15 protein-coding genes are annotated in these 17,898 nt (G+C 44.9%); 8 read left to right on the forward strand and 7 right to left on the reverse strand.

All coding sequences use genetic code 11. From position 1 onward, the window contains the following. Positions 1–14 precede the first annotated feature (14 nt). Positions 15–2,333, reverse strand: coding sequence for a DNA translocase FtsK (locus tag NH399_RS00460; RefSeq protein ID WP_256489178.1), 2,319 nt, complete (start codon positions 2,331–2,333; stop codon positions 15–17). A gap of 294 nt (positions 2,334–2,627) precedes the next feature. Then, entirely contained in the window at positions 2,628–3,098 is a 471-nt protein-coding gene (gene lrp, locus NH399_RS00465; RefSeq protein ID WP_253036897.1) for a leucine-responsive transcriptional regulator Lrp, read from the reverse strand. A gap of 146 nt (positions 3,099–3,244) precedes the next feature. Between lrp and ald the strand changes: the two genes are divergently transcribed. Together ald and trxB are read left to right on the forward strand one after the other, a co-directional pair. After that, positions 3,245–4,363: an alanine dehydrogenase gene (gene ald, locus NH399_RS00470; RefSeq protein ID WP_253036442.1), complete on the forward strand. Its 1,119-nt coding sequence runs from the start codon at positions 3,245–3,247 to the stop codon at positions 4,361–4,363. A gap of 295 nt (positions 4,364–4,658) precedes the next feature. After that, a complete protein-coding gene (trxB, locus tag NH399_RS00475) occupies positions 4,659–5,612 on the forward strand; it encodes a thioredoxin-disulfide reductase (protein WP_253036443.1) in 954 nt (317 codons plus the stop codon). 92 nt (positions 5,613–5,704) lie between these two features. Here trxB and NH399_RS00480 read toward each other — a convergent pair whose 3' ends face one another. Next, positions 5,705–6,394, reverse strand: coding sequence for a flagellar brake protein (locus NH399_RS00480; protein ID WP_253036444.1), 690 nt, complete (start codon positions 6,392–6,394; stop codon positions 5,705–5,707). A gap of 66 nt (positions 6,395–6,460) precedes the next feature. Here NH399_RS00480 and aat point away from each other — a divergent pair, with 66 nt between their 5' ends. The 3 genes from aat (at position 6,461) to infA (ending at position 8,347) form a co-directional block, all read left to right on the forward strand. Continuing rightward, the gene (gene aat / locus NH399_RS00485; RefSeq protein ID WP_253036445.1) at positions 6,461–7,171 is read left to right on the forward strand and encodes a leucyl/phenylalanyl-tRNA--protein transferase; all 711 of its coding nucleotides are present in this window, start codon (positions 6,461–6,463) and stop codon (positions 7,169–7,171) included. 12 nt (positions 7,172–7,183) lie between these two features. Then, entirely contained in the window at positions 7,184–7,906 is a 723-nt protein-coding gene (locus tag NH399_RS00490) for an arginyltransferase (RefSeq protein ID WP_253036446.1), read from the forward strand. A gap of 222 nt (positions 7,907–8,128) precedes the next feature. Next, positions 8,129–8,347, forward strand: coding sequence for a translation initiation factor IF-1 (gene infA, locus NH399_RS00495; RefSeq protein ID WP_253036447.1), 219 nt, complete (start codon positions 8,129–8,131; stop codon positions 8,345–8,347). A 79-nt stretch (positions 8,348–8,426) separates the two neighbouring features. Here infA and clpA read toward each other — a convergent pair whose 3' ends face one another. Both clpA and clpS read right to left on the reverse strand, forming a co-directional pair. After that, positions 8,427–10,703: an ATP-dependent Clp protease ATP-binding subunit ClpA gene (clpA, locus tag NH399_RS00500; protein ID WP_253036448.1), complete on the reverse strand. Its 2,277-nt coding sequence runs from the start codon at positions 10,701–10,703 to the stop codon at positions 8,427–8,429. A gap of 40 nt (positions 10,704–10,743) precedes the next feature. Next, positions 10,744–11,070 carry an ATP-dependent Clp protease adapter ClpS gene (gene clpS, locus NH399_RS00505; protein ID WP_256489179.1) on the reverse strand — a complete coding sequence of 109 codons (327 nt, stop codon included), beginning with the start codon at positions 11,068–11,070 and terminating at the stop codon, positions 10,744–10,746. 249 nt (positions 11,071–11,319) lie between these two features. Here clpS and cspD point away from each other — a divergent pair, with 249 nt between their 5' ends. After that, positions 11,320–11,541, forward strand: a complete 222-nt coding sequence (gene cspD, locus NH399_RS00510; protein ID WP_253036449.1) for a cold shock domain-containing protein CspD — start codon at positions 11,320–11,322, stop codon at positions 11,539–11,541. Positions 11,542–11,917: 376 nt separating this feature from the next. On the opposite strand, the gene NH399_RS00515 is transcribed toward cspD, so the two are convergent. Together NH399_RS00515 and NH399_RS00520 are read right to left on the reverse strand one after the other, a co-directional pair. After that, the gene (locus NH399_RS00515) at positions 11,918–13,909 is read right to left on the reverse strand and encodes a hypothetical protein (protein WP_253036450.1); all 1,992 of its coding nucleotides are present in this window, start codon (positions 13,907–13,909) and stop codon (positions 11,918–11,920) included. Positions 13,910–14,132: 223 nt separating this feature from the next. Continuing rightward, positions 14,133–16,361 carry an NADP-dependent isocitrate dehydrogenase gene (locus NH399_RS00520; RefSeq protein WP_253036451.1) on the reverse strand — a complete coding sequence of 743 codons (2,229 nt, stop codon included), beginning with the start codon at positions 16,359–16,361 and terminating at the stop codon, positions 14,133–14,135. Positions 16,362–16,808: 447 nt separating this feature from the next. Between NH399_RS00520 and NH399_RS00525 the strand changes: the two genes are divergently transcribed. Beyond that, on the forward strand, positions 16,809–17,357 hold the full coding sequence (locus tag NH399_RS00525; RefSeq protein ID WP_253036452.1) for a pseudouridine synthase: 549 nt from the start codon (positions 16,809–16,811) through the stop codon (positions 17,355–17,357). Between the two features lie 26 nt (positions 17,358–17,383). Beyond that, positions 17,384–17,890: an NUDIX hydrolase gene (locus NH399_RS00530; RefSeq protein WP_253036453.1), complete on the forward strand. Its 507-nt coding sequence runs from the start codon at positions 17,384–17,386 to the stop codon at positions 17,888–17,890. Positions 17,891–17,898: the final 8 nt, after the last annotated feature.

Below are 17,898 nucleotides of genomic sequence, written 5' to 3' on the forward strand. Positions count from 1 at the left end.
CGACTCCAAAGCGATTATTTTGGTGGCGGTGGCGCGATCACTTCGCGCTGCCCATTCGATTGCATGGGGGTCACAATGCCCGCCGCTTCCATTTCTTCAATCATTCGTGCTGCTCGGTTATAACCGATTTTTAAACGTCTCTGTATGCCCGAAATCGACGCTCGGCGAGACTCGGTAACAATAGCCACAGCTTGATCATAAAGTTCGTCTTTTTCACCACCCGCGTCATCTTCTGTGCCGGGTGGTAACCCCATCATTTCTGTTTCAGAAACACCGCTGGTGATCGCCTCTTCAAATACAGGCTCACCACGACGTTTCCAATCTGCAACCACACGATGCACTTCGTCATCATCAACAAAGGCTCCGTGGACCCGCGTCGGAATACTTTTTCCGGCAGGTAAGAACAACATGTCACCTTGACCTAATAGCTGCTCTGCCCCCATCTGATCCAGGATGGTTCGCGAATCAATACGCGACGAAACCTGGAAAGCAATTCGCGATGGTACATTCGCTTTAATCAAACCCGTAATAACATCTACCGATGGTCGCTGAGTTGCCAGAATTAAATGGATACCCGCTGCCCGTGCTTTCTGAGCGATACGCGCAATAAGTTCTTCCACTTTTTTACCAACAATCATCATCATGTCGGCCAGCTCGTCGATGACAATCACGATGTGCGGCAGTTTTTCTAAGTACGGCGCTTGCTCTTCTAGACCATCCGTCGGTTGCCACAAAGGATCAATCAGTGGCTCACCTGCTTTTTCGGCGTCTTTGACTTTGCGGTTAAAACCAGCCAGATTTCGTACACCCATGGCAGCCATCAGACGATAGCGACGCTCCATTTCGGCGACGCCCCAGCGAAGCGCATTAGCCGCTTCTTTCATGTCGGTAACCACAGGGGCCAACAAATGCGGGATACCATCATAAACCGATAGCTCCAGCATCTTAGGATCAATCATGATCAAGCGAACGTCTTCTGGACCGGATTTATACAAGATACTCAACAGCATCGCATTCACCCCGACCGATTTACCTGAGCCTGTTGTACCTGCGACCAATAAGTGCGGCATCTTTCCTAGATCGACAACAATAGGTAAGCCCGCAATATCTTTACCCAACACCATGGTGAGACCCGACTTGGAGTCATCAAATTCTTTTGAGCCCAAGACTTCGCGTAACCGTACAAACTCACGATGGTCATTAGGAATTTCTAGACCGACATAAGGTTTACCAGGAATGACCTCGACAATTCGCACACTGACCGACGACATGGCGCGAGCCAAATCTTTTGACAAGTTAGCAATCTTTCCAACTTTGACACCGGGCGCCAAGTCCAGCTCAAAACGCGTGATTACCGGGCCTGGATGAACCGCCACAACACGGGCTTCGACAGAAAAATCTGCTAGCTTTAACTCAACCATCCGCGACATAGCCTGTAAGGCATCTTCGGATATTTTATGCGTCGATTCTTGTGGTTCGTCTAATAAGTCCAAAGGCGGTAACTCTCCTACAACGGGCTCATCAAACAGTTTCTTCTGTTTTTCCTTAACCACACGTGAACTTGGCGTAATTGCCTGCACCGATGGCTCAATTCGTACGGGTTCGCGCTTTTCTTGCTTTTTGTTTTCTACATGAATGGCGACTTTGCGCGATTCCTGTGCTTTTTCAACGGCTCTTTTCTCTGCTCGATTTTCGCGGGCGATTTCCCACTTTTCTTTCAGCCAGTCGCCACCACCCAACACCGCAGCGCCAATTTGATCCATTAATTTAAACCAGGAAAGACCCGTAAACAGCGTAATGCCTGCCAAGCTCAAAGCCAGCAATATGAGTGACGAGCCCAGGGCATTGAAAGCATCAAACAGGTTGTCGCCTAACATACGACCAAACACACCGCCAGAGGTGTAGCTTGGCTGAATCGCTGGGTCGAGAAAATTAAGGCTAGAAATAGCCGCACAAGAAAATAAGGTCAGCAAAAAGCCCGTCATACGTAGCAACCAGAACTGCCAGTCATGATGTTGTACCAGCTTGCGCTCCTGAAACAGCAGGTAGGCAAAATAAAGAATCATGAAAGGGAAAACGTAAGCCAGATAGCCAAACAACTGCAAGAACACATCCGCCAGCCAGGCACCCGCTCGCCCTGCCGAGTTTTGTATCGTCAGCCCTTTGCCGCTGAAGCTCCAACCTGGATCCGTATGATGATAAGTGACCAGCGCAATGAATAAAAACAGCGCCATGGTCCCCAGACAAATGACTCCCCCTTCGCGTAAACGTTGCTTGAGGGCAGGGTTATTCTCGGTCGTTGTTGGTTTCTTTTTTGTTTCTTTTTTGGCCAAGTTAGCACACCTTGCAATAAAACAGTGGTTCTTCACCCTTAACTGAGCGTTAGTTTAACATGTCTCAGCCGCCTAAAAATGGGTTTATCCCTTAAAAATCATTACTATCCGGCATCTATCTACTGTCTATACCCATAGTATTTCAAAGTGCAGGTAGGCGGCCAGCAAGCGGCCCCCTGAACTTAGACGCACTAAGTGATTGGGGAGAGTACTCGCAGCGCTGCAACTTGAAAGGCGACGGGTATCACATGTAGCCAGGGTCGATGCTATTTGAAAAACGCTGCCCACTCTCATTCAGACAATGTGAATCTCGGTAGATTCCTTCACTTCTTCCATTACCACATAGGTTCGAGATTCGCTCACCCCGGGCAACGTAAGCAGTGTTTCACCCAGCAGCTTACGGTAAGCGACCATATCGGCCACACGCGCTTTTAATAAATAATCAAAATCACCGGATACCAGGTGACACTCCAACACTTCATGAAGATCGCGTACCGACGCTTTAAACTCATCAAACACTTCAGGAGAGGTCCGCTTTAATGTGATCTCAACGAAGACCAACAGACTCGCAGCAAGGTAATTGGGGCTGACCCGCGCCTGATACCCCAAGATGATGCCATCCTGCTCAAGCCGCTTAACCCGCTCCAGACAAGGTGTTGCACTAAGGCCCACACGGCGTGCCAACTCTACATTTGAGATGCGCCCTTCTTTTTGCATCTCTCTTAAAATGGATTTATCGATGCGATCGAGCTTTCGACTGGTCATTCTGCCTGATTCAGTGTATTTCACTATGTAAAAAATATAACACAGTATTTATCACCAATATACTTCCAAATACAGATAAATACCCTGTTAATTTCAGACTATACTTTCGCGATATTTTTACACGATGAGAATCGGAGAATTTGACAATGTTAATCGGTGTACCAAAAGAGATAAAAAACCATGAATATCGAGTAGGCATGGTTCCCGCAAGTGTTCGTGAGCTGGTTGCTCATGGCCATCAAGTGATTGTTGAGCACAATGCAGGCATTGGCATTGGCTTTACTGACGATGACTATAAAGCGGTTGGAGCTGACATTCGTCAAACAGCCGATGAAATCTTCGCTGAAGCCGAAATGATCGTCAAAGTTAAAGAGCCTCTTGCAGAAGAACGCGCTCGTCTTCGTGAAGGTCAGATCTTGTTCACATACCTACACCTAGCTCCCGATACCCCACAAACTGAAGACCTGGTTAAAAGTGGCGCAGTTTGTATCGCTTACGAAACCGTAACGAGCGATACGGGCGGCTTACCTCTGTTAGCGCCTATGTCAGAAGTTGCTGGCCGCATGTCAATTCAGGCAGGCGCTCAGTGCCTTGAGAAATCTCAAATGGGTCGCGGAATGTTATTGGGTGGTGTACCCGGTGTTTCTCCAGCGAAAGTCGTCATCATCGGTGGCGGTGTGGTAGGTTCTAACGCTGCTCAAATCGCCGTAGGAATGGGTGCTCATGTCGCTATTCTGGATCGTAACATTGACGTATTACGTCGTTTGAACGCTCAGTTTGGTAGCTCGGTAGAAACCGTTTTCTCAAGCAAAGACGCGTTAGAACAGCATGTACTGGCAGCGGATCTGGTAATTGGTGGCGTATTAATTCCAGGTGCAGCGGCGCCTAAGCTGGTCACTAAAGAAATGGTTCATCAAATGAAGCCGGGTGCTGCGGTTGTTGACGTTGCTATCGACCAGGGCGGTTGTTTCGAAACTTCTAAAGCGACTACCCACGCAGAGCCTACCTACATGGTTGACGATGTGGTTCACTACTGTGTGGCAAACATGCCTGGCGCTGTGCCTCACACATCAACCTTTGCTCTTAACAATGCCACATTGCCTTATATCATTAATTTGGCTAACAAAGGCTACAAGCAAGCACTGGCAGACGATAAGCATCTGTTAAACGGCTTGAATGTTTACCGTGGTCAAATCACAAATCAAAGCGTTGCCGATGCCCAGAATCTGGACTTTGTAGCGCCAGAGGTTGCTCTAGGTCTCTAAGAACCCAGCAAGCCTTATCCAGAATAAAACGGTGTTTAGTACTGAGTACTAAGCACCGTTTTTCTTTGCTCTCTCCTTTTTGTTTATATTTTGATCACTCTGCTCCTTCGCAACCAAATTTGTAATATTTTGGGGTCTTATCCGTCTATTGCTCACAATCGCTAGTCCGTCACTTTAATAACCATTAGATTCTAGACTCGTCGTCTTTCAAAATGGTTGAAAAAGAGGATGACAGTCTACAGTTATCTTCATTACACTAGCGGACATTTCTATCAGTTTTATTTGGAGTAGATCCATGAGCGATGCTAAGCATTGTAAATTGCTTATTTTAGGTTCAGGCCCAGCGGGCTATACCGCTGCCGTATATGGCGCACGAGCTAATCTTAACCCTGTCATTATTACAGGTATGCAGCAAGGTGGTCAGTTAACCACCACCACCGATGTTGATAACTGGCCAGGTGATGATGCTGGTGTGCAGGGTCCAGAACTCATGGAGCGTATGCGCAAGCACGCCGAGCGCTTTGGTACTGAGATTGTTTTTGATCATATCAACGAAGTTCAGTTAGAAGAGCGCCCTTTCCGCCTTACTGGCGATTCGGGAACTTACACCTGTGACGCTTTAGTTATTTGTACTGGCGCTTCAGCAAAATATCTTGGTTTAGAATCTGAGACAGCCTTTATGGGTAAAGGGGTTTCGGCTTGTGCAACCTGTGATGGTTTCTTTTATCGTGATCGTAAAGTCGCTGTTGTCGGTGGTGGTAATACCGCTGTTGAAGAAGCACTTTATCTGTCTAACATCGCCAGTGAAGTTCATGTTATTCACCGCCGTGATGACGTTCGCTCCGAAAAAATCTTGCGTGATAAATTATTAGAGCGCGCCAAAAATGGCAACATCCACCTGCACTGGAACCGCACTCTTGATGAAGTTCTGGGTGATGACATGGGTGTAACTGGCATTCGTATCAAAAGCACTCAAGATGACAGCACCGAAGAGTTGGATGTGCACGGCGTGTTTATCGCTATTGGTCACCAGCCCAACACGGGTATCTTTGAAGGTCAGCTAGAAATGAACAATGGTTACATCATTGTTAAAGGCGGACTGGAAGGTAACGCGACACAAACCAGTATCGAAGGGGTTTATGCTGCGGGCGATGTGGCGGATCATGTTTATCGTCAGGCAATTACTTCTGCAGGCTCCGGCTGTATGGCTGCTCTGGACGCAGAAAAATACCTGGATGACCTAGACTAACATCGATGTAATGCCAAAAGCATTTTAAAGTGCAACCGACAGGCTGCATTTTTGAAAAGCGAAAATAGATTTGAGCACTGCTTAGCCAGTGCTCAAATCATATTCAGCGAGCGTAATATTTCCTGATAAACAAATGCTCGCAATAGGAGTTCATCTTCTTCATCACTGTTAAGAAACTCCAGCTGATAGATATTCATAAACTCTCCTTCTTCATCCTCCTCTTCGCTAACAGAATCATCGAGTGATCGTCGTTGTTTTTTTACCACTTTCCCTTCTAGAGTCGCGACCCGTTGCGCACGCTCAAGCTCCAAAGTCATGGTCAAACTCATTTCGTCGTTAATCAATGCAATTTTCTTTTCGCATTCAATCTGACAACCTAATACGCTTAAACTGGTCATCATGACTTTAAGTGAAGAGCTCTTGCGAGTTTCGTTAATCATGGTGGCTGCAATGTTGGTTTGCACACTCACTGCCTGCTTAACATCAACGGTCTGTATGTCATCAGGAATTTCTAGATGAAGATAAGGATAAGGGCTGGCGCGTGATGCCAGAATCTTTGAGCTGAAGCCACTGGCAACACCGTTGGCAACAAACCGCAAAGTCATCACTTGCGCTTCGCGCACAAGAACAATGCCGCCTTTGCTGGTTTTGGGCGCAGAGATAATCACACTGTGTTCGGGGATAAAGCCTAATAACTTGACCGGATAACGCGCTTCAGAATCAGACGAGAGCTGCGCTTGCATGGCATCGCCCATTTTTAGTCCCAAATCTTGAAACCGCATCTAGTCATGCACTCCTAAATTTCATATTCTTGTGTTTATTGTAGTTGAAAGCCAAGAGAAATCATTTTGTTATCTCTACCATTAATTGAGAGCCCCGAACATTTTCCGCCAGTAGAAACCGCATTGGACGATCCAGATGGGCTGCTTGCCTATGGCTTTACTCTGTCCATTGAGTTGTTATTAGGCGCCTATTATCGAGGCATTTTTCCCTGGTATAGCGATGGTGATCCGGTTTTATGGTGGAGCCCCAATCCGCGAGCAGCGTTTTTTACCGAACAATTTTCGCCGTCCAAAAGCTTACGCAAACAATTACGCAAAGCGGATTTTAAAGTCAGCATCAATCAAAACTTTGCTGCAGTGATCAAAGGCTGCTCTGATCCTCGCAAAGATCAAAGTGGCACCTGGATCACCGAAGAGATGCAATTAGCTTACATTGATTTGCATCGTGCTGGCTATGCTCATTCTGTTGAAGTCTGGCAACAAGAACAACTAGTGGGAGGCTTATACGGTGTCAGCTTAGGCCGATTATTTTTTGGCGAATCCATGTTTCATACCGCAACAGATGCTTCTAAAGTCGCCTTGTGTTATCTCGTCAGTATATGCCGTAGTGCAGGCTTTCCGATGATTGATTGTCAGCTGCCGAATCCTCACCTCAGCAGTCTGGGTGCCGAGACAGTTTCAAGAAATGAATTTCTTGACTATCTTTATCAATGGAGAGACCAATCAGTTCCCGCAGATATGTGGCAGCCCAGATGGTTGCCAACACATCGTTGGTGATGAGGATACAATGTGCAGCAAGATCCTAACGACGAATTACTAAAACTCAGGTTTTACGCAACGCCTCCCCATACCTGCTCTTATTTAACAGAGCAGCAAGCAACGACGGTTTTTTTGGACCCAGAGAAACAGATATCTTCGAAGCTTTATACTCGCCTGTCTGAGTCAGGGTTTCGTCGCAGCGGCTCCCATGTCTATAAGCCTTATTGCCAGCAATGTGAAGCCTGTGTTCCCGTTAGAATCCCAGCCGCAAAATTTCGACCGAATCGCAATCAACGACGTTGCTTAAAACGCGGCAGTTTCCTTGAGGTTAAGATACAGCCCGCCATTTTTAATCAAGAGCAATACGAGCTGTATGAACGTTATATCCACGAACGTCATTCAGACGGTGATATGTACCCTCCTTCAGAAAGCCAGTTTAAAGATTTCCTGTTGTGTGACTGGAGCCAAACCGAGTTTATCTGTTTCTATGATAAGGGCGAGCTGATTGCTACGGCTGTGGTTGACTGGCTTAACAGCGGACTGTCAGCGGTCTATACTTATTATAATCCCGACTATAGCTATTTAAGTCCTGGTCGATTAGCCATACTGACCATGATAGAGATCGCTAAAACGCGGGAGCTAGACTACGTTTATCTAGGCTTTTTGGTGCGCAACTGCCAAAAAATGAAATATAAATCAGAATACCGCCCCCTCGACTGCTTTGTCGGCAATCATTGGATTCAGTTAAACTGAACCGTTCAAGAGCTGCCTTTGCCAAAGCCGCCACTCAGTGTGAATAGCCTTACATAACAAGGTGTATAGCACGCTAGAAATGAGTCTTTTTTAAACATTTTGACCAGGAAAATGCAGATAAGCGTAATTTAACGCCAATTTGTTTTGATTATTGGCGGCCTTTAGTGCATTATTACGCGCTGATTTTTATAGACGATACACACAACGAGGAAAAGCGGATAAATGGCAAAAGAAGAGCATATTGAGATGAAAGGCACGGTTTTGGAAACCCTTCCAAACACCATGTTCCGTGTTGAGTTAGAAAATGGACACAAAGTCACAGCTCACATCTCAGGAAAAATGCGTAAGAACTATATCCGTATTTTAACCGGCGATGAAGTCACCGTACAAATTACCCCTTATGATCTGTCTAAAGGGCGTATCGTCTTCCGCTCTCGTTAAGATACCGGATCCGATAACAAAAAAGCCCGAACCAATGTTCGGGCTTTTTTTATGCCGCTAGATTGAGTAACTCTGAGTCTTACTCAACACACACTTCTTCTTTCTTGCCTACAATATTAAAGCTCAAAGCATCACCCGTCTTATTAACAGACACTTTAACCTGCCCGCCTTGTGACAAGCGACCAAACAACAACTCGTCTGCCAATGGCTTTTTGATATGCTCTCGAATCACTCTGGCCATAGGTCGTGCGCCCATATTGGCATCATAACCTTTATCGCATAGCCATTTTCTTGCGGTCTGATCAACTTCCAGACTCACATGTTTGTCATCGAGCTGCGTTTGCAGTTCGACAATGAATTTATCCACCACATACAGCAGAACTTCTTCAGATAGCCCTTTAAACCAAACAATCGTATCAAGACGATTACGAAACTCCGGCGAGAAGGTTTTGTTGATAACCTCAAAGTTATCATGGTCTTTATCATTCTGCTGGAAACCGATAGAAGGCTTAACCAACTCAGCGGCACCTGCATTGGTGGTCATGACCAAAATCACGTTACGGAAATCGGCTTTGCGGCCATTGTTATCAGTTAGCGTTCCGTGGTCCATCACTTGCAGTAACAGGTTGTAAACATCCGGATGAGCTTTTTCAATCTCATCCAAAAGCACCACGGCATGAGGGTTTTTATTAACGGCTTCGGTTAACAATCCCCCTTGATCGTAGCCAACATAACCAGGAGGCGCACCGATCAGGCGTGATACCGTATGACGCTCCATATATTCCGACATATCGAAACGAATTAATTCAATACCTAATTGCTTAGCCAACTGACGAGTGACTTCGGTTTTACCCACCCCGGTTGGGCCAGCAAACAAGAAGGAACCCACAGGTTTCTCTTCTACTCCTAAACCAGAACGCGCTAACTTGATGGCATCAGATAAGGTGTCGATGGCTTCATCTTGGCCAAACACGACCATCTTAAGATTACGCTCAAGATTTTGCAGCGACTCTTTATCGGAAGTCGAAACGGTTTTGGGTGGCACTTTGGCCATTTTTGCCACAATGTTTTCAATATCGTGCACACCAATAAGTTTTTTGCGCTTAGAAACGGGTTGTAAGCGCTGATTTGCCCCTGCCTCGTCAATCACATCGATGGCTTTGTCGGGCAAGTGACGGTCACTGATGTAGCGCGCAGAAAGTTCTACCGCAGCTTTCAGCGATGGCGAGGAGTATTTAACAGAGTGATGACTTTCGTAACGTTCTTTAAGCCCTTGCAGGATCTTAACCGCCTCATCAATGCTTGGCTCGTTAATGTCGATTTTCTGGAAACGACGAGCCAATGCACGATCTTTTTCAAAAATACCGCGGTACTCCTGGAAAGTCGTCGAGCCCATGCAACGCAGTTCACCGTTGGCCAACATGGGTTTGATCAGATTCGATGCATCCATCACGCCACCAGAGGCAGCACCGGCGCCAATAATGGTGTGAATTTCATCAATAAACAGAATCGCATGATCCTGCTTTTTTAGGTCCGCTAACAGTGCTTTCAGGCGCTTCTCAAAGTCACCACGATATTTAGTACCGGCCAGCAATGCACCCAAATCCAGAGAATACACAACGCCTTCTTCAATGACCTCGGGTACTTCTTTATCTACGATACGTTTCGCTAAACCTTCTGCAATAGCAGTTTTACCGACACCGGCATCACCCACAAATAAAGGATTGTTTTTGCGGCGACGGCACAACACTTGAACAACACGTTCCAACTCATCGGCTCGACCAACTAACGGGTCGATGCGACCTTCTTTAGCCAGTTCGTTTAAGTTGGTTGCGTAGGACTCTAATGGTGTTTTGGCAGGCGCTTCTTGCAGTGGTTCTTCTTCCACTTCGGGGTTGCCTATGTCTGGCTCTTCTTCACCGACTTTGGAAATGCCGTGTGAGATGTAATTAACGATGTCCAAACGAGAAATTTTTTGTTGCTGCAAAAAGTAAACAGCCTGGCTTTCTTGCTCACTAAAAATAGCGACGAGAACATTCGCTCCCGTTACTTCTTTTTTGCCTGAAGACTGAACGTGGAAGACAGCACGTTGTAAAACTCGCTGAAAACCCAGTGTTGGCTGTGTTTCGCGGCCTTCATCGTGTTGCGGAATGAGTGGAGTAGTTTCGTCGACAAAATCTGACAAATGTTTTTTTAGGTGCTCCAAATCGGCACCGCAAGCCTTCAAGACGCTGGCTGCAATCGTATTATCCAGTAGTGCGAGAAGCAGGTGTTCAACGGTCATAAACTCATGACGTTTTTCACGTGCCTTTTTAAACGCTTGATTCAAAGTAAGCTCTAAATCTTTGCTCAACATAACAACCCCTTACTTTTCCACTCAACTACGACAAAACAACTCACTCTTCTTCCATGATGCAGAGTAATGGATGCTGGTTCGTGCGAGAAAACTCGTTCACCTGCATCACCTTCATTTCCGCAATTTCGCTGCGAAACACTCCACAAATACCTTTACCTTCATAATGTATTTGTAGCATAACTTTAGTGGCTTGTTCTTTATGCTTACCGAAAAACTTCATGAGTACCTCGACTACGAAGTCCATCGGCGTGAAGTCGTCATTTAGTAATACGACTTTATACATCGGCGGCGGTTTTACCTCAGGTTCCGATTCCTGGGTAGCGACACCGTGATCGATGTCCCAATCGCTCTCATTTTCGTGACTCATATTATTGATCTTAGTTTATTAATCAAAAATTGCTCTATTTTGTGATCGACTCACAAGTATTCTGGCTCAGAGACTATTATCTTCATTATTGGGGTTGATTGATAGTCATTTCAAGTCGAAGTTGGTTGAAAACTTGACAGAGACTATTTTTTGTGCAAAACATTGTTTTGGTTCTTGAAAGCGTATTCTACAACAATAAGTTAGCGCTATTCGAGATGTATTACTGATTGTGGACAGAGGAAAAGACGTATGCCTACGGGAACTGTTAAATGGTTTAACAACGCCAAAGGTTATGGTTTTATTCGCCCAGAAGCGGGTGGTGATGATGTGTTCGTTCATTACTCTACCATTGAGATGGATGGATATCGTAGTTTAAAAGCAGGTCAAGAAGTTGCTTTTGAAATAACAGAGGGACCCAAAGGACTCCATGCATCAGAGTTGGTTCCTAGGGAGAATCAAACCGACACTTGATTTCAAAAAGCTAAAACGGCTTACAAAGGTTTAACAACCCATGAAGCCCCTTATCAGGGGCTTTGCTCTTCTTTTGCCTAAACAATTCCAATCGATTTTTTACTCCTGAATTCTTAATGAATAATTCTTTCATCACCGTTCGTTTTGTAAGCAAAGCAAAATTTTCATGATTATAAAAAAGTTATCGTAGCTTTGTGTGCGCAGCATCATTTATTAAATTACAGAAAAAATAATTAAGACTTTTTTACTAATTGCAAAACAAAATAATTAAGAATATTTAAATAACTAAAAGTTATCAAAAATCCCAAGTATAAATAAATGCCAGAGAGTTTAGGCAAAAAGCTCAAACTCTCTGACACAGAACAAAACAATAACCCTACTGAATGTCTGTAGAAATAAATGAGGCTAAATCCTGCCCTCCTTCCCAGCCAAATCTTTCAACAAACAGAGCGCCGATTCCGTCGGAATCTCTGAGTTCTTGTTCCGAGAACTGGGCTGTCTTACCAGTTCCTGGATCATGAATCATAAAATTGTAGCGATTAGGGTTGGTATCTACTCCATTAAGAGGGGCTTGATAAATTCTATCTGAAACACCCACCACACACATATAGTGTCCGCTGGTAGAAAAAATAGAGTTGATACCTTTTCCTGCCTGGCTAGCCAAAGTCTCAGCCTTATAAGGACTAAACCCTGATATTCTAGACTCAAGCTTAGGTTTCATATCCTGTCTTAACTCACATTTCTTGTAGAACTTTTCAGTTTTTGAATAATCTCCAGAAATGTCTTCTTTCTTAAATTGAGTTAGGCCTATCTCCTGCTGATGATCAGAAAGCAACGTCGCGATAGCGATGTCTCCACCAATTGACATTCCGTCATTGACAGGACGCTTCTGCTCTAATACATCTAATAAGTGATCGATTACGGGCTCTAATACCCCCTCATCAACCAGTTTTAAAGATTCAATTTGTTGTAGAGCCTCGTTACTTAACTCGATGTCAGTGTTGTGAGCGGTTTCAAGATATTTCATCAAATCTTGATGGCCTTTTAAATTGCTTTCACTGATTTTCTGCGAGGCATTCTTAATTACCTTGTAATCGCTTTCATCGACTTTTAAGGCATCTATCTTTAATCCATCAAGCCCAGGGCCTTTCACTTTTTCCCACATATCACTTTCGAATTTAAGCGAAGTTTCTTGTCCCGTTTTGGGGTCAGTCAACTGAGCCGCAAGAAAAGGATCATTCTCGGCTAATAACGTCAACAGTGATGTTGGTCCACATCCCCCTTCAAACTGTTGCATGCTCCCAAGCCCAGAATTTGGAACAACATTTTCCTTTAATGTATTTTCCATTTTTACAATCGGCTCTCGGGTCAAACCACCGTGATTAATCACAGAAAAACGATCGCATATTTCGGAATTATTCATGCCTTCTAACATTCCAGCCAGGGCATCCATTCGCTCCATTGCCTCATTACGTAATGATGCATTAATCGAATTGAATGAAGCACACTGCGAAGCAAGACCTTTATACAAGATCATTTTACGAGCATTAATATCGTCCGAACTTCCACCAGCAGTCTCAGCCTTCTCTAGTAACGTCTCAAAGTGTTTGAGTTCGGTTCCACTTAATCCATTTAAGGCCAGCGTTGCATTTTCTTTGTGAAGCAACGAAAACATAGGAATCTGACTTCTGGGAGTCATATGCCCTGAACGTGGGAACCCAACCAGCTGCTGCAAATCATTTCCGTGTGTCACTTCCGTATCAACAGCAAGATTCAGTTGCGTTTGTCCAATACCCTGAAAGGTTAATCTTGGAGTGTTAGAGCCCGTTTCCACTTCTTGCTCTAATTTTTTAATAGCTAGCTGTTCTGTTTTTGCTAAAGAGCACAAGGATTCAGCTTCATTCCTCAGCTGACTCTCTAACTTGGTTAACTCCTGAATCTTTTTATCCAGCTGAATGTTTTCGCTTTTTAACTGTGAAGCCTTCAACTCTGACTCATTGGAGTTTTGCTGAGATGTACCAACCGTTTCCTTTGAAACAGATGGGCTTTTGCTTTCCAAACTGCTGATGGTTGATAAGTTTTGCTGTATCTGGCTTTTCAACTTAGATATTTCTTGCGAGGTCGACTCTGCTCTCTGAAGATTTTCATTCGCCCGAGAATAGAGGCTTTCCATTTTTCGCAAGTGAACATTGCTCTGAGCCAACAAATGATACTTTTGCTTCTGAGTAAAGGTAGGTAATTCCGTCTCTACGTCAAGGTGGTGATATTTGGGTTCAACTTCATCGAGTACCAAAGGTTGAGCTTCTTCGATGTTAACTCCTTGAATTTCCTGAGACGAATTAAGCACAGGAGTACCAACAGTATGCATAGTCTTGTTTCCTTATATTTAACCACAATTTAAGTATTGGTAACGGCCTGCACTAAATAGTTGCAGTTTTTTATAAATTTAAAAAAGGAAAGTTAAGATATGCAGAAAATAAGAAGGTATGCTCGATTGCGCTGAATATGAGAGAAAAAGAGTAAAACTATCCTAGAAAAGCAACAAACCCCAAGGAAAAGCTTGGGGTTTGTGTTTAAAAAGTAAATCCGAATTACTTTTCAATAGCTTCCAGCGCAACATTGAATGTTTCGCTTGGACGCATCGCTTTAGCAACTAAAGCCAAGTCTGGACGATAGTAACCCGCAAGATCCACAGAAGGACCCTGAGCCGTGTTTAACTCGTTAACGATCTTGTCTTCGTTATCGGTCAAGGTTTTGGCCAAGCCAGCAAAGCGTGATTGCAGCTCAGCATCTTTCGATTGCTCAGCTAACGCTTGTGCCCAATACATTGCCAAATAGAAGTGGCTACCACGGTTATCTAATTCACCCACTTTACGTGAAGGTGACTTGTTGTTGTCCAAGAATTTGCCTGTTGCAGCATCTAAAGTCTCTGATAACACTAAGGCTTTTGCATTACTTGTCACATTACTCAGATGCTCAAGTGACGCTGCCAAGGCTAAAAATTCGCCTAATGAATCCCAACGCAAGTGAGTTTCTTTTTCGAACTGTTGAACGTGCTTAGGAGCAGAACCACCCGCACCGGTTTCAAACAATCCGCCACCGTTCATCAATGGAACAACCGACAGCATCTTTGCACTGGTTCCCAGTTCAAGAATTGGGAATAGATCCGTTAAGTAATCACGCAATACGTTACCCGTTACAGAGATAGTATCTTGACCAGCTTTCATGCGCTCAAGAGAGAAGCGAGTCGCTTCAACAGGTGCTTTGATGTGGATCTCTAAGCCATCAGTGTCATGCTGTGGCAAGTAGGCGTTTACCTTTGCGATTAATTGCGCATCGTGTGCACGATTTGCATCTAACCAGAACACAGCAGGAGAACCTGTGGCGCGAGCACGTGAAACGGCAAGCTTAACCCAATCTTGAATCGGCGCGTCTTTTACCTGGCACATTCTGAAGATATCGCCGGCTTCAACGTTTTGCTCCAACAAAGTATCGCCTTTGTGATCCACAACACGAACAGTACCCGCTCCAGACATCTGGAAGGTTTTATCGTGAGAGCCATACTCTTCGGCTTTTTGAGCCATTAAGCCAACGTTAGGAATCGTTCCCATGGTGCGAGGATCAAAAGCACCATTTTCTTTACAGAAGTTAATCGTTTCTTGATACACACCAGCGTAACAACGATCAGGGATAACCGCTTTTGTATCATGCAACTGACCATCAGGGCCCCACATTTTACCTGATGAGCGAATAGCTGCAGGCATAGACGCATCAATGATAACGTCACTAGGAACATGAAGGTTAGTGATACCGCGATCAGAATCTACCATCGCCAAACGAGGACGATCAGCATAAACCGCTTTAATATCCGCTTCGATTTCTTCGCGCTTTGCTTGTGGCAAGCTTTGGATTTTGCTGTAAACGTCGCCGATACCATTGTTGACATCAACACCAAGCTCTTCAAAAACAGCAGCGTGTTTTTCTAAAACAGGCGCGTAGAAAACACTCACAACGTGTCCAAATAAAATTGGATCAGACACCTTCATCATGGTGGCTTTTAAGTGCAGTGAGAACAACACATCTTGCTCTTTCGCATCTTTAATTTCTGCCGCCAAAAACTCACGTAATGTTTTTGCACTCATTACCGCAGCGTCAATCACTTCACCTGCTTGTAATGGCGTCTTTTCTTTTAATACAGTCACGGCACCGTCGGCTGCAACAAATTCGATCTTTGCATCACCTGCTTCAGCAACGGTCATCGACTTTTCGCTGCCGTAAAAATCACCAGAAGGCATGTGCGCAACGTGTGACTTAGAGTCAGCAACCCACTCACCCATTGAGTGAGGATTTTTCTTTGCATATTGTTTAACCGATGAAGGCGCTCGACGATCAGAGTTACCCTCTCGCAATACTGGGTTTACTGCGCTGCCTTTAATTTTGTCGTAGCGAGCTTTGGCGTCTACTTCAGCGTCAGTGGCTGGCTCTTCTGGGTAATCAGGTAAGTCAAAACCTTGCGCTTGTAATTCTTTGATTGCCGCTTGCATTTGCGGAATCGATGCACTGATGTTAGGCAGCTTAATGATGTTAGCTTCTGGCGTTTTCGCCATTTCGCCTAACTCTGCTAAGGCATCAGAAATCTTTTGGTCGTCGGTTAATTTCTCAGGAAAGTTAGCGATGATTCGGCCAGCTAAAGAGATATCGCGAGTTTCAACGTCGATACCAGCAGCTTGAGTAAAAGCTTTGATGATAGGAAGTAATGATTGCGTAGCTAACGCGGGTGCTTCGTCGGTAAGTGTGTAAATAATTTTTGATGTTGTCATTGTTTTTCCTAAGTTAAACGAGTCAACGAAATATAATCTTAGGGTTTCGGCACAGCGGCGTGAGACAAGATGAAAATCAGTTGGTATGTCACACAGGTATGCGGCCTTAACCTTCACATCCGGTTAAATGGGCGGCGCACATTATACGCTAAAATGCTGAACTCTGCACTGCACAACCCATGGCTGCACTCAGCCCTCTCTCAAACGGCTGCAAAAAACCGTTTTTTATGGCTCTTGAAGCGAGTAATCCTCCCACTTTTGAGCAACAAGGTTATTAACTGAGCATATTTCTCTAACTGAGTACCACTTAATGTATTTGGAATATAAGACTCTCATCATTTCATTATGAGTTTTGTTAAGATTTTATTAACGTGAATGAATGACGCGAGTTACAATAACGCTTCTGGATGGGTTTGAAGTATAGACTAAATTTTAGACAACACTCTTATGAGTCATCAATCATCACGCAAGATAGTTCTCTTTAACAAGCCGTTTAATACCCTCTGCCAATTCACTGGCGAAGCAGGTGATTCTACTCTAGCCGACTATATTGACATCAAAGGCGTCTATGCAGCTGGACGGCTAGATAAAGACTCCGAAGGTTTGTTAGTTTTGACCAATGACGGTAAGTTACAACACCGTATTGCTCACCCCAATTTTAAACAAGACAAAGTCTACTGGGTACAAGTTGAGCGCATCCCCGACTCAGCGGCTCTGGCCGCGCTGGAACAGGGCGTAGAACTTAAAGATGGTATGACCCGCCCTGCCAAAGTACGGCTTATGGATGAACCTCCTGTATGGGACCGCCATCCTCCCATTCGCGAGCGCAAAAACATTCCTACCTGTTGGCTGGAACTCACATTGCGCGAAGGCCGCAACCGCCAGGTGAGACGTATGACCGCAGCCGTAGGTCACCCTACCCTACGTTTGATTCGTTACAAGATAGGCCAATGGTCGCTGGGTGATTTACAGCCTGGCGATTACTCATTAGTTTAATGATCTTATGATATTTAGGATACTTTATGCTGGATATTCACGTTACCGTTGCAGCCGTTATTGAGCGCGATGGCAAGTACCTTCTCGTCGAAGAAAAAAGCAGTCGAGGCGATATTGTCTACAATCAGCCTGCTGGCCATGTTGATCCCAATGAGTCCATTATTGACGCTGTAATTCGCGAAGTGCACGAAGAAACTGGCCTGAGCTTTACGCCAGAATATTTGATTGGTAATTACTTTCTTAGCCCGGCCACCAACGGCAAACATTATTTGCGTTTCTGTTTCTATGGGACCACCCCAGACCAACAAGAACCCTCCCCGATTGATAGCGATATCCTCGCTACTCACTGGAAAACCATCGAAGACATTTGCGCGCTAGGACGCAGTCTGCGCAGTGCACTGGTTCTGCAATGTCTGGATGACTACCTCTGCGGCAAACGTTATTCTCTCGACCAGTTTCATTTTTGTTCTGATGAGTTGAACCTGGCCGAAGTGTGTTATAATCGCCTGCCTCAATCAGTCATTGGTAAGTAGTACATCAT

This window comes from Pleionea sp. CnH1-48, assembly GCF_024124665.1.
Classification (GTDB): domain Bacteria; phylum Pseudomonadota; class Gammaproteobacteria; order Enterobacterales; family Kangiellaceae; genus JAMXSB01.